The 13,531-nt window shown below is 50.8% G+C and carries 7 protein-coding genes and 1 pseudogene; 5 read left to right on the forward strand and 3 right to left on the reverse strand.

From position 1 onward, the window contains the following. Nucleotides 1-59 precede the first annotated feature (59 nt). Nucleotides 60-8,645, reverse strand: coding sequence for a GH36-type glycosyl hydrolase domain-containing protein (locus tag EPG66_RS15315; protein ID WP_182687395.1), 8,586 nt, complete (start codon nucleotides 8,643-8,645; stop codon nucleotides 60-62). 308 nt (nucleotides 8,646-8,953) lie between these two features. Here EPG66_RS15315 and EPG66_RS22875 point away from each other — a divergent pair, with 308 nt between their 5' ends. Then, the gene (locus tag EPG66_RS22875; RefSeq protein ID WP_216844881.1) at nucleotides 8,954-9,109 is read left to right on the forward strand and encodes a YnfU family zinc-binding protein; all 156 of its coding nucleotides are present in this window, start codon (nucleotides 8,954-8,956) and stop codon (nucleotides 9,107-9,109) included. 118 nt (nucleotides 9,110-9,227) lie between these two features. Here the strand turns inward: EPG66_RS22875 and EPG66_RS15320 are convergent, their stop codons facing one another. Together EPG66_RS15320 and EPG66_RS15325 are read right to left on the reverse strand one after the other, a co-directional pair. Next, nucleotides 9,228-9,500, reverse strand: coding sequence for a hypothetical protein (locus tag EPG66_RS15320; protein WP_227024345.1), 273 nt, complete (start codon nucleotides 9,498-9,500; stop codon nucleotides 9,228-9,230). Nucleotides 9,501-10,120: 620 nt separating this feature from the next. Next, nucleotides 10,121-10,348, reverse strand: coding sequence for a hypothetical protein (locus EPG66_RS15325; protein ID WP_182687397.1), 228 nt, complete (start codon nucleotides 10,346-10,348; stop codon nucleotides 10,121-10,123). Between the two features lie 530 nt (nucleotides 10,349-10,878). Here EPG66_RS15325 and EPG66_RS15330 point away from each other — a divergent pair. The 4 genes and pseudogenes from EPG66_RS15330 (at nucleotide 10,879) to EPG66_RS15345 (ending at nucleotide 12,591) form a co-directional block, all read left to right on the forward strand. Next, nucleotides 10,879-11,514, forward strand: a complete 636-nt coding sequence (locus EPG66_RS15330; protein ID WP_163799464.1) for a hypothetical protein — start codon at nucleotides 10,879-10,881, stop codon at nucleotides 11,512-11,514. After that, nucleotides 11,486-11,707 carry a hypothetical protein gene (locus EPG66_RS15335; protein WP_050541948.1) on the forward strand — a complete coding sequence of 74 codons (222 nt, stop codon included), beginning with the start codon at nucleotides 11,486-11,488 and terminating at the stop codon, nucleotides 11,705-11,707. The genes EPG66_RS15330 and EPG66_RS15335 overlap by 29 nt, the downstream gene beginning before the upstream one ends. A 327-nt stretch (nucleotides 11,708-12,034) precedes the next feature. Beyond that, nucleotides 12,035-12,271 (forward strand): annotated as a pseudogene (locus tag EPG66_RS15340) (STM2901 family protein); the annotation flags it as partial. 8 nt (nucleotides 12,272-12,279) lie between these two features. After that, nucleotides 12,280-12,591: a DUF1493 family protein gene (locus EPG66_RS15345; RefSeq protein ID WP_115758046.1), complete on the forward strand. Its 312-nt coding sequence runs from the start codon at nucleotides 12,280-12,282 to the stop codon at nucleotides 12,589-12,591. Nucleotides 12,592-13,531 lie beyond the last annotated feature (940 nt).

Genomic DNA, 13,531 nt, shown 5'->3' on the forward strand with positions numbered 1-13,531 from the left:
CTCGCAAAGGTCACTGAATCTCCTCTTTCACCTGATGCAGGCGGAGTGTCAGGTTTAACTTAATCTGACGCAGAGCCCAGCCAGACTTCAACCTGATGTTCCTGGCTATGGCTTTCCAGCGCTATTTCGTCACCGTCATACCGTTTGCCATCCAGCCACAGCTGATAGGTGCTGTCACCGCGAGTAACCCGGATGTTGTAGATCCCTTCCCCCTCACGGTAGACAATTTTTATCTCTGACCAGTCAGCGGGCAGCTGTGGGCGAAGAGACAGCGCGTTGCCGCGCCGGCTTATCCCAAGCAGACTCTCACTGATAAGCTGATAGGCCCAGCCTGATGAACCGGTATACCAGGTCCAGCCGCCTCGCCCGCTGTGGCCTTCAGCCGCATACACATCCGCAGCCATCACATAAGGTTCCGCTTTGTAGATCGCCATATCCTGTTGATTGCCACTATGATTAACCGGATTAATCATCGAGAGCAGGGACCAGGCGCGCTCTGTCTCCCCCATCGCCGCAAAGGCCATAATCGCCCACAGAGCCCCATGGGTGTACTGACCGCCATTTTCCCGGACGCCCGGTAAATAACCGCGAATGTAGCCCGGATTTGGCCCTGCGCCATCGAAAGGCGGAGTGAGCAATTTAATCAGCCGGTTGTCCTTATCAACCAGATGCTGATAAAGCGCCGCCATCGCTGACCGGCATCTGGCGTCCTCGCCTGCGCCAGAGAGTACCGACCAGCTCTGGGCAATGGCGTCTATCCGGCACTCACTGTCAGCATGTGAGCCGAGCGTCTGGCCACTGTCAAAAAAGCCGCGCAGATACCATTCGCCATCCCAGGCCGCATGGTTAAGCGCGGTTTTGAGCGTCTGCGCGTGCTCCTGGCAGTGGCGGGCGGTATCGGTATCGCTGAACCGCACAGCCAGCGCGGCAAAGCGGTCCAGAACCGTATAGAGGAAGAAGCCGAGCCAGACGCTTTCACCCTTGCCGGCAATCCCGACGGTACTCATACCATCGTTCCAGTCCCCGGAGCCCATCAGCGGGAGGCCGTGCTGGCCGAAATTAAGGGCGTGGTTAACCGCGCGAACGCAGTGCTGCCATAGCGTTTCATTAATCTTACTGACGCCCGGAAGCTCATAGACAGACTCTTCGTCCTCTGCCAGCAGGCGACCTTCAAGGTAGCTGACGGGCTGTGACAGCAGCGCCATATCATCGGTTGCCTGCACATAGCGGCACAGCGCATAGGGCAGCCACAGGTAGTCGTCGGAGCAGCGGGTTCTGACGCCACGGCCAGCAGGCGGATGCCACCAGTGCTGTACATCTCCCTCGATAAACTGGCGGGATGCACACAACAACAGCTGATCGCGCAGCCGCTGCGGGGCAGCGTGGGTCAGCGCCAGCGTATCCTGCAACTGATCGCGGAAACCAAAGGCACCACCGGATTGGTAATATCCGCTGCGCGCCAGCAAACGGCTGGCCAGCGTCTGGTACAGCAGCCAGCCGTTTGCCAGTAAATCGACCTCCGCTGCCGGTGTCTGGATTTGCACTTTAGTCAGTAGCTGGTGCCAGTGCTGTTTAACCCTGGTCAGCTCGTTCTGAGCTTCCCCGGTGGAGAGGAACTGTTGCATTAGTGCGGTCACTGCACGCTCATCCTCCCCCACGCCGAGGGCAAAAACAAAGCTGCGGCTGTCGCCGTCAATCAGTGTCGTCAGCGTCTGCAGCGCGGCGCAGGGATCCATTCCTGCCCCGGTGTTACCCGAAAGACCACGAACATTCATCATCGCGGGCTGCCGTGTGGTGCCGTTACGACCCAGACACTCAAGCCGGTTGCCGCTGTACGCAATCCGGGTACCTGTGACGGCAAAAAAAGCGGTCCGCGCAGAGCCCGTGCTGTTATAAAAGTTTCTGGCCAGAACCGCGCTGCCTGTGGCGATAGCGGCAGGGGAGGTCACCACATGCCTTGCGGAGCGGCTCGCCAGCTCACCCAGAACCCATTCGACGTATCCGGTAATCGACAGATTACGCGTTTTGCCAGAGAGGTTACTCAGCGTCAGCAGGGAAAGTCTGACCGGCGCCTCCTCTGCCACGAACACCGTTAGCGTGCTGCTGATGCCATACTCCGTGTGTTCAAACGTGCTGTAACCGAAGCCATGACCGGTCAGATAATCCCCCTTGCCGCGAACCGGAAGCGGCGTCGGCGACCAGACATCACCCGTCTCTTCATCACGCAGATAAAGCGCTTCGCCAGAGCTGTCACTGACGGGATCGTTGTGCCAGGGCGTCAGACGATATTCATGCGCGTTTTCATACCAGCTATAGCCCTGGCCACTCTCGGAAATGACGGTGCCCAACTGGCTGTTGGCCAGCACATTGCACCACGGCGCAGGCGTCTGCTGCTGGCCGGAAAGAATGATGTGATATTCGCTACCGTCCTCGTTGAAGCCACCGGTACCATTGAAAAACTGCAACCGCTCCGGCGAAATGGTGACGGCTGCAGGCGGCGGCGTCTTACTGACCGATGGAAACGCAAAAGCAGGCGGGGTGCGCACCGGTTTTAACAGCGTGCTGAGCTGATCGGCGAGGCTGCCGTTCCGGCCTTCCAGCACGACCGCCGCGACGCTCAGCAACAGTTGCAGATCGTCAGCGGAAAAACTTTCGCTTTTGCGGATAAATATGCCGCCAGGTTTGTCCGCCTGCTGCCGTTCATCTCCGGCGGGGATCAGGGTCGTGAGCTGATTGAACAGGTTCTGCTGGTAGCCGCCCTGGTCGCTGTTCAGGATGAGCAGATCGACCGTCAGCCCTTTTTGTCGCCAGTACTGGTGCGCCTGAATGAGCGTGGTGACCAGGTCGAGCTGATTATCGTTTTCTATCCGAACCAGAAGAATTGGCAGATCACCTGAAATGGCATGGCGCCACAATGACTCCTGGCCCAGCCGGTTCTGCATCAGCGCGTCTGATTCGCCACGCATTTCGGCGCTGGAAAACAGTACGGCACTGGCCAGCTGATTAAACAGGCTGGTATCTTCGGTGCGGATATTCAACTGACGCAAGGCGACCTGACTGTGGGACCACGCCAGTTCAAACACCCGATCGGCGCTGATGTGGTTACGGTACTTCTCAATCAGCGCAATAGTGGTGTCACGCTGAAGTGTCACACCGTAAAGCATATCGATGGTTACGGCCTCTCCCGCTTTTAACGTCACTGACTGGCGAATTGATAACACGGGATCTAACACTGCCCCCTGCTGACCCGTTAATTCACTGCCCGGCATCAGTGCCTGAGCATCGGCTGGCGTCCTGCCGCGCCCGAGAAAACGAGCCCGGTCGGTTTCAAAAGAGGTCTGGCGGCCGGTATTGCCATGTATCGCCATCGCGTGAAACATCCATGCCGTCACTTCTTTCTCTTCACGTGGCCGACGGTGAGCCAGAATCGCTTCCAGCCTGTCAACGATTTCAGTCTGGACGAACAGATTACTGAACGCAGGGTGGGCCATATCGCTGGCTGCTGGCGCCAGTACCACTTCGGTGTAGCTGGTGATATCAAACGGGCGGGTCTGACGGGAACGGTTAGTGACCGTGATGCGTCTGATCTCCACATCATCTTCCGGGGAGACCACGATATGCGTGTGAATGCTGAAGGTGCTGCCTGAAGCGTCAAATTCAATCCCGGCATCATTGAAACGGGTTTTATAATGCGGACGCTCGCAGCAGGTCGGCTGATAGCTGTGAGCAATCACTTCGGCGGATTGCTGATCGGTAACGTAGCAGAACGTTCCGTAGTTGTTGCTGGTGCTATCCGCACGCCAGCGGGTGAGTGCCAGCCCCTTCCACTGGCTGTAGCCTGTCCCCGCGTGCGTCACCATCAGATGATAATCTGCATTGGAAAGCAGCTGAAGTTGTGGCTGGCGCGGATCTGAACCACTGAATTCACGCTGGTCGGGAATGCTGCGCTGCTGTTTAGGGTCACTGTTTTCGACAAAACTGCGGCGTGGGGTATAGAGCTCAATATCATCAGGCACTTTTTCCTGCAGCAGCAAACGCGAAGACTGAAACAGTGCGCTGGACATAAAGCGCGCGACCATGGGCGCATCCAGCAGCTGGTGAGAGAGCGCAAGCAATCCCATCGCCTGATGATGGGCCATATACGATTTGACGATCGTAAATGGCTGACCGGGAGCCAGTCGATCCGCAGTGAAATCCAGCGCTTCGTAATAACCGTAGTCACCGCTGGCACCCATTTTTTTAAGTCTTATCAGATTAGCCGTCGCATCCTGCGGAAGCACCATCAGCGCCAGCAGCGTCGCATAGGGCGCAACAACATGATTGTCATTCAGGCCGCGTTTCAGCCCCAGTTCTGGCGTACCAAATGCCCGATACTGGTAGTTATGATTGACGTCAAACGCAGCGTAACCCGATTCCGAAACACCCCAGGGCGTATCAGTACTGTTACCCGAGACAATCTGTTGCCTGACCGCCGATAACGCCATCTTTTCCAGTAGCGTGTCGGGGTAAACCGGCATGACCAGGTGCGGCATCAGGTATTCAAACATTGAGCCGCTCCATGACATCACGGCGGGCTGGTTATTAAGCTGAGTAAATAAGCGACCCAGTACAAACCAGCTCTTGGCCGGAAGCTGACTGGTGGAAATAGCAAAGTAGTGTGTCAGGCGGACTTCTGAAGGGAAAAGGTCATATTTGCTGGCGTCCAGCAGACCGCTGTCCATGTTGTAGCCCACGCTGAGTAAAGACGTGGCCGGATAATAGAGAAAGCGGAAGTCCATACTGACGTGATCGCTGAGGCGGCTGTCCAGCTCCAGCAGGGCAGCCATCCGTTCGCGGGCGGCCCATATCGCAGTCTCTGCCTGTTTTTCCGGGAGTCCGGGGCGGTTCAGGTTCAACTCAGCGAGCCACAGCAATGACGGAATGTCGGCAGGCAGTGGCGCATCCGGGGTAACCCAGCTGAAAAGGAGGGCCCACTCCTGAGTGAAATCGACCAGCTGCTGGTGGAAAAGCGCCGGCCAGTTCACCTGCGTTGTCGGAAGATAAGCCTGTTCTGCCACCACGTTTAATGCCAGCAGAGCCTGCATCCCGGCGTGAAAATCGGCGGGCGAAGCGCGCTGCATCAGGCTTAGCTGCGCATCGATTTTTTCCACTATGTCGCTGCGGGTGTCGCTCAGTTGGTCTTTAAGCAGTGAGAAGGTATCGGAGAGACCTTCCAGGATACAGGGAAGAGACATCACCGGCTGGTATTTCCACTGCGCCAGGCCCGCCTGAAGGGTTACAAGGTGAGCCGCCATATTACCGCTGTCTACCGTTGAGACGTAGCGTGGGTTCAGCGGTTTTAACGTCTGGGTGTCATACCAGTTATAAAGATGTCCTCTGAAATGCTCCATTCGATCAAGGGTATCGAGGGTGTCGAGCGTCCGGCTGATGACCCGATTCTGGCTGATATAACCAAAATCCCATGCCGTCAGGTTTGCCAGCAGCGACAGGCCAATGTTGGTCGGTGAGGTCCGGTTGGCCACCCGCGACTCCGGAATCTCCTGCAGATTATCCGGCGGCAAATGGTTGTTATCACTGCTGGCAAATTCGTTAAACCAGGCCCAGGTTTTACGCGCGGTGCGACGCAAAAAGAGGCGCTGTTCCGCTGAAAGGCTGCCTGGCTGAGCGCGTTTAGGCTGGCTCATGCGGCTCAGTAACGCGGGGGCGACGCCCCACAATAATGCGAGCGCCAGTGCGACATGGGTCATCGACGGCATGCTCAGGCTGGTCAGAAATACCAGAACCGCGCCTGCTACCGGATTAATCCACATGCGGCGGTAGAAATGGCGCACATCAGGCTCGACAGGTTTCTGTGATGAAGCGCTCTTCCACTCGTTCAGAAAGCGGTGGCTGATAGTCAGGCGCCATAAGGTTACGATAATCGCCTTCAGCGACCAGTAACTCTCGTGAGGCAGGACGGCCAGCGCCAGGCCAGCGCGGGAGAGGCGGTTAAAGGCATCGGTGACAAGCATGGATAAATGCTGCCGCCAGGCACGCTTTTTACTTTTCGTCACCCCATCGATTACCAACGCTGGCAGCCCCGGAAGCAGCAGAAAGAGCATGATGCATCCGACCCAGAATACCGGGTTCGGTACTATCGTACACAGCATAAACACCAGCATCAGCAGGGCTGGCGCCACCAGGCTGCGGCGCAGATTGTCTGTTAATTTCCAGCGGGAAAGCGCACTGAGCGGGTTTTTTTGACGACTGCAATCTTCCTGCCGCACCTGCAGCCGTAGCCAGTTAAGGAGCTGCCAGTCGCCCCGCACCCAGCGAAATCGACGGGCAACGTCGCTCAGGTAGCTATCCGGATATTGTTCATACAGGACGACGTTACTGACCACACCGGAGCGGGCATAGCACCCCTCAAGCAGGTCATGGCTCAGCACCAGATTTTCCGGACAGGTATTGCGTATCGCCCGGCTAAAGGCAGCGACATCGTAAATACCCTTGCCGACAAATGAGCCTTCACCAAACAGATCCTGATAAATATCGGATGAGAGTGAGGAGTAAGCATCATTCCCCGGAATGCTGCTGCACAGCCGGGCATAGCGGCTCTGACCGTTAACCGGTATCTCTTCAGCCAGACGAGGCTGCAGGATGGCATAGCCTTCAACTACCCGATTTTTGACATCGTCGAATACCGGCGCATTGAGCGGGTGGGCCATGACACCAATCAGCTTATGCGCAGTCTCACGTGGCAGTATTGTGTCGCTGTCGAGAGTAATCACATATTTAACGCTGTGCAGCTGCGCCTGCGTGGCACCTACCGTGACGCTGAAGGCGTTTTCTTCACCCTGAAGCCAGTGATTCAGGGCATGGATCTTACCGCGCTTGCGTTCATACCCCATCCAGACGCCCTGAGAAATATTATGGGTGCGGTCACGATGTAACAGTGAGAAGAGCGCAATAGCCGATTTACCCCCGCTGTAACGCCGATTCAGCGCTTCCGTTTTCAGCACGGCGTAACGGATAAGCGCGGCGTCATGATGATGATCCTGTTCGGCGCTATCGGTAAAGTCGGTCAGTAACGCAAAACTGATATTCGCTAAGGCGTTACCGAGATAGCAGATTTCCAGAGAGCGCAACAGGGCGTCTGTTCCCTCATTGCTGCTGAGTAAACAGGGGATAACTACCAGTGTGCGGTCATGCTCCGGTACCGCCAGAGCATAATCGAGTCGGGGCAGGGGAAGCGGATGGCGGCTGCGGGTGGTTAACTCGCTCAGCAACTGCAAGGCTAGCTGGCTGCTGACAATGATGGCGGGCAGCACCAGCAACCAGAGTAATGACGCCATGCCCGCCTGATGGGTGCTGTAGAGCATCTCGGCGGTAAACGCGGTTGTCAGCAGTAAAAGGCTACCTAACCAGGAGAGCAAAGGAGTCTGGCTCAGATGCTGCCGGCTCCTGTTCAGCCACGTCACTTTAACGTCAAGCTGCTGTTCCAGTTGCTGAAATCCTTTATCCAGCAGGTAATAGCCGACATGCTGCTGACGCAGGGGAAGATCAGGCTGGCTTGCCAGCGTCAGCACAGCCTGGGCGACTTCACGTTCATCAAACCGACTGTGCCGCGCCAGACGTTCAATCACGTGGCGGTAGTCATCGCGACTGTCAAAATGCATCAGCGGGTATGTCCCGGTGGGATCCTGCTGCAGGACTTTCTCAACCAGGCTGACGGATTCGACAAAGGCCTGCCAGTCAATTTCACCGAGTTGCCGCAGGCCGGTAATACTGTTGCTGACAGAGAGCTGACTCAGGGCCAGCTGCCGGTTGAACTGCTCAATGACTTCCGAGGTTTTCCGGCCGGTATTCTCCAGCTGTTGTTCGACCCAGGTTAATGCCAGGGTATTGTTCTGGCCACTTAATCGCCGTTCAAGTTCAGCGACGAAAGCGCCGGAAACCTGCGGGTTCTGGCGGGCCATAGCAGCGATGACCAGAATAACTTTTGACGCATCTTCGGCGGCAGTGGAGAGGATATCGCTGATCCACTGCTCCGCTTTATTACGTTCCTGATGGACCCTGGCCACGTCAGCCGCAATCCGGGACAGATTGTTGATAAGCGCAAAACGTAACATGGCAGGCAGGGCCCACAGTTCGCCGAGCAGCAGGGGCGTAACGCGCTGGTAGGCAGCGATAAAAGGATGCAGGACGCTGGTTTCCAGTCGGCCATCACTGTGCTTAATCATCTCCTCGGCGATAGCCTGGATGCGCAGGTAATGAGCCGACTCCTCCAGCATGGGCAGCCCTTTACCGAATTTTGCCGGTAACAGGTGCCGGACCAGGCGGATCTGCTCTTCAATGATGTAAAAATTATCCAGTATCCAGACGGCCGCCGGTGTCTGGCTGCGTTTATCGCCTTCACTCAGGATCTCTGCGCTGCGCGTCAATGACAGTTCATTATCTGCCAGCTGCTGCAACAGTCGGTAGGACCATTTTCCACCCGACAGAATATGCGTTTTCGCTAATTTTTCGCCGTAGTTATCCATCTGTTCAGCCGAAAAAATATCTGGCCGGTGGGCCTGATAAATACCTTCAGGCGGGAACAAAGGAAAATGCTCATCGGGTAATTCACTTTCCCGGCTGAACCACGTCGTCAGTTTTATTTTCACACTCATTTCCTTGCGCTTACGCAGCAACTGGATCCGGAAAAAAAAGAAAGGATGACAAAAAAGGAGCCAAAAGAAGGGCTGGAGGTGATAAACAGGTGTAGATGGTATTGATTATAGTCCTGTTTCCGTTATTCGTAGCTATCCTGATTAACCGGCTGGCGTTCCTTTATGGCGATAAAATAAAGTTAAAAAAATAAACAGCTGCCTTCTCCTCACCTTAGCCCTGTTTAACATCAGAGCCGACAGATAAAAAAATTAATTTACCTGCACTGTGTTACGCTGATGGCAAAATTTCAGAGGATAACGACATGACCTGGTTGAGCTTTCTCTTCGACGCGCTACACAGCAGCGAAACCAATACACAGTGTCCGGTGTGTAAAAAGTTTTCCAGACAGTCTGTAGCTAAAAAGAATAAAGGACAGGCAGTCTTATGCCCTCACTGTAAGTCATTGTATGTTATATAAAGTCTGTCGTCTTTTTATGTTGCGAACAGCAGGCAGCAGCAAGTCATACTGTTTAACCTTATCCCTCATTGAAGCAATTTATCCGTAACATTAATTTCAATGTGTTGATAATTCTGCATTATCTTTCGTACTCGGTGAAATAACGTTGTGATTCACCCTGGTCGAGAAATTCGAATGGAGAAAGTTGAATAATATCTGGTCCTGCAGACCACACTTCATTAACTCTTGAGATAATATCGCCTTCCTGAAGCGTCAGAAGGTTATTAATGCGTAACACAGCAAATCTGCCATTTTCAAATTCGACCTGATACAACGCAACGTTCTTCAGCGGCATGATGGTTCTTCCATGAATTACCCGGCAGCAGAGTTCAGCACTCGATGAACTTTTCATGATAAACCTCTAATCTATTCATACTCTTCTGTTCAATAAATTAATCTGCATAATTGTGAATCTGACCTCAGCGCACACGTTGTGCAGATTTCAATTGGCCCGTCTGGACTGTATTTGTTCATATCCGTAAATATAGCGGGTTGATGAAAATAATCTGATACACCCTCTGCAGAGTAAAAAAGTGACGCCGGGGTATCAGTCGGGTTATCAGAGTGGGGATGAGTGGCGTCTTTACAGGGAAGATAGTGGGTAAGAGAGTGTGAGGTTAATCAGGGAAAGGGTGAGGTGTAACCTTAGCCCAGGTACCGGAAGCTGAAAATGCAGTGCTGAAAGCTATCAACTGACTCGCCGTCGCAACCGATGAAGCAAACCGGACCACCACACCGCTGCTGGATGCGGTGGATATCAGCATTGCAGCTGATGACAAGATCGCTCGTCTGGCTGAGTGGAACTAACCACGGAGTAACCGGCTGAGTGATTTTCACCAAGGCGTGCAGGTGCTTAAGATGAGTGACGGCAGCGCGGTGATTACGGTCTGGCATGCGCTGACTGAAAAATCGGCCAGGTTAGTAAGAGCATTGTCGGGACGTGGCAGAAGATAAGTGCGCTAATGGATTGGCTTAGCAAAGAATAGCGTGGCTCAGTTGATGAACGATATCCTGGAGCTTGTGCAGCAGTTTGCTGGCCAGCAAGACGAGCCCTTTGATCGCGGCCAGCCAGTTAATAGCAGCGACATTGCGTGGATTGGCCAGAAGGCCGCTGTAATTAATGCCAGACATTTGCCCGTGATTGGCAAATAATCCACACTGATAACTCGCTATTGCTGCAGGTTTTTGATTATCCATCACCAGAGCGCACCAAACGTAAGCAGCACCACGCTAATGCGTGGCCACCACGAGCACGATAACCACAAAGAGAGTATCCGCATAGTCTGGCACTGACTGCGCGTCAACACCGGCAAATAATCGTCCTGAAGACAAAATCGGCGGCTACATTGCTCCCCGCAGTGCAATTCTGAACATAAAAATTTTCAGTTTCATTTTGCTACAAACTACATCGACAGTCCGCACCGCCATTGGGCTTTTATCGGAAAACCAAACTAAAAAAATTAAAAAGAGTTTTAGTGATTTAATCTTAAAGAATGGTCTGAAAAAGAATCTAACTTATTGTTATTATTGAAAATAACCTTAATCATGAATTTTTTGGATAGATCGTGAACATTTGATGTACTTATTAATTGAATAAATAAATAACGCTAGTAATCAGTAGATCAAAAGAATGACTGACGCATAAACAACTTAAATAGAGTGCTAATGGAATTACTACTTCAGATTAGATATTCTCAGCCTTGAACATTATTTGCTTACAAGGAATAAGTATGGATGCAAAGCAAATTGCCTATGGAATCGTGGAGGGTATGTCATCTATCCCTTCAGGCATGTATCAGGGAGTTGTAAGAACATGGGAGGGAAGCGGTCTTGCCGGGAGCGATCTGAAGAACCGAAATCAAAGAGAAACTGAACGGTTTATGCGATTAATCAAAGCCACTGCAGACAGACATGAACCCATCCGGCAACTGATTACTATTGTGATTAACGATTTCTACGCAAAGCTCGATAATGAAAGCAAACAAGCTATCGATAGTAAGTTGGGTTATGGTGCTGGCAGAATGGGGGGAAGGATTGGTTCACAATTTTTCCTGGCCCAATTTATTGCTAAAAGAATACTAACTCGTATCGTGACAGTTGAGGCCTTTAAGCGGTTTGTCAGAGTTGGCTCGTCGCTTTCGTTGAACATTCTCATGGTGCAAGGATTGATTGAAGAGGCTTCAGTCGCATCAAGACGGATGCAAAATAGATTTCCAATGACCTATTCAAAGGTTTCACGAATGAATCTGGATATGGTCTATTTCCTCGTAGAGAGGCCACTCGAACCCTATCTGATTTATATCAACAGCCATAGATTAATTTGTGAAAGGATACAAAATGAACTCTGCAAAATCATTTCTTCTTAAATTCGTTAAGTTCATTGGTATACAAACCACAAATGTTGTTGAAGCCATTTCTACGGGTATTTGCTCATTTGCCGCATTTTTCTCTTTGTTTTTACTTGATGGCTGGCTATGGAAAATTATTGGTTTCTTCGGGTTCTTCATGCTGGCCTACTTAGTTGCTTACCTGCTGGATAAGCTAAAAGGAGAAGCATGATCGGTATGTGTTTTTATCCGTAACTAAGCTATCAAACAACAAGGCCGTGACACAGATTATGGCCTTCTTTGTGGTTGTAAAAAAAGCAATGAAACTATAAAGCTGACTAACAAAGTCAGAGTGATGCATATCATTAGTTAGATTTTTATTAACGAATTATGCATGGGCTACGTAGATCATTACTGCTTCGATTAAAAGCATCGCTTACGTAATGGAGAAAGTATGTATAGGCCGTACATGCGTTAAACATAAAATTATCCTCTGCAGAAGCTTGATCGGGAAAGCTGAGACTATGGTAAGTTAGATCCCCAAAAAAATACACGTTGAACCAGACCGCTTTCTCTCGCAAGCCGAATGTTTATTCGCCAACGTTTTCAGAAAAAACGCCGTACTATTACATGGAAAAGCATGCTGCGCGGTGAATGGGAATATACAACAATTATCGGGGCATATGTTGGACGTTGGGTGCCCTGGATTGGCGCTGTGTTAACTGCATATGATCTTGCGATTATTACCCGCAATGTTGTTCATCGATATATGCTGATTACAGGTGAAAAAGGATAAGGCTGGTTATGAGTAAAGTTGAAGATGTTCATCGTCTGATAAAGAAATACTTTTGGGAAATGCCAGATGATGCATCCCTGAGTACAGGTAAAAATTGCGTTTTGGCTGAAGAGGCTTTTGATTTTTTTGAAGAATATGCTGAGCTATTTAATGTTGATATGAAGCGATTCTATTTTCGTCTCTATTTCCCGGCTACAGGAATCCCTTTTTTGCCGAACGCTATCTTGCCAAAATATTTGCGCACCGATCATCATCAACCTGAGCCTTTGACTGTTCAGATGCTGATTAATTCAGCTGAAGCGGGGGAGTGGCTTTACTAAAATGTGATGCAGTAGAAAAGAGTGTTCATTTTTTAAAATAAAAAGATTAGATATGAAATTAAAATAGCCAAAAGGAAAGTAGTTAAAACTACTGAGTATAACAGAGGTTGATATTGGTATGAGCGCTACTAATAGCTCGCTATGACATTGAGTTTGTGCAGGATTGCTGGGGGCTTACTACTCATTAATGGCTTGGTATCTTCATTCGGCGTCTCATAAGGTACTTGAATGAGAAGGAGTATTCCACAGAACTTTCATTTTTAAACCTTTTATAGCTACACTTTTAAATTCCATAAGGCGATGTCGAAATTATCATATTGCCTGGTAATGCTAAAGATGTTTCGTCATACCCAGGCAGAGGTCAGCAGCAGATGCTGTTATTATGATCTTAATTATATCCACTGAACTTTTTACAAGTAATAAGACTGATTTTATAAATATGAATATTTTTCTTAGTTGGCCTCATCTTTCTTAGGCATATCGTTACTCTTTTGATCAGTCGTTATCTTGCATATAGGTTTGTAGTGAAGAGTTGATATCTTCTTTCTGTCTTTTCTTGTCTTTTTCTCTCGCTTCCCTGCTGTTACAGGCCAATTGGTAAGCAAATCTGAGAGCATTTCAAGAATATGATGCATTTACTTGTCCCTCTATTTTAAACAGTTTATGAATGCTATCTATATTAGCCTGGTAATATTATTCATTATCTTGAATTAAAGTGACGTGCTCCTTGTTACAAGATTGGTAGCAAGTGAAGAATCGGATCGCTACTACACTTTTCAGCCGTTATGAACATACGATTAATTTTTTGAAAGCCGTCAACGATTTATACAAAATGGCATAAAGCCTATCGTTGATGGTGAACAGGTATGAGTATCGACTATTCACCATTTCAGGCACCGGGATTGTGGCAGATTTACGATACAGACGGTAATTTTATTTG

It is taken from the genome of Pantoea pleuroti (genome assembly GCF_014156615.1).
GTDB lineage: Bacteria > Pseudomonadota > Gammaproteobacteria > Enterobacterales > Enterobacteriaceae > Pantoea > Pantoea agglomerans.

What these genes read in the sequence shown, in the direction of transcription:
- EPG66_RS22875 (WP_216844881.1), top strand. Translation starts at nt 8,954, where the DNA reads ATGACCTGGTTGAGCTTTCTCTTCGACGCGCTACACAGCAGCGAAACC.
- EPG66_RS15320 (WP_227024345.1), bottom strand. Translation starts at nt 9,500, where the DNA reads ATGAAAAGTTCATCGAGTGCTGAACTCTGCTGCCGGGTAATTCATGGA.
- EPG66_RS15330 (WP_163799464.1), top strand. Translation starts at nt 10,879, where the DNA reads ATGGATGCAAAGCAAATTGCCTATGGAATCGTGGAGGGTATGTCATCT.
- EPG66_RS15335 (WP_050541948.1), top strand. Translation starts at nt 11,486, where the DNA reads ATGAACTCTGCAAAATCATTTCTTCTTAAATTCGTTAAGTTCATTGGT.
- EPG66_RS15345 (WP_115758046.1), top strand. Translation starts at nt 12,280, where the DNA reads ATGAGTAAAGTTGAAGATGTTCATCGTCTGATAAAGAAATACTTTTGG.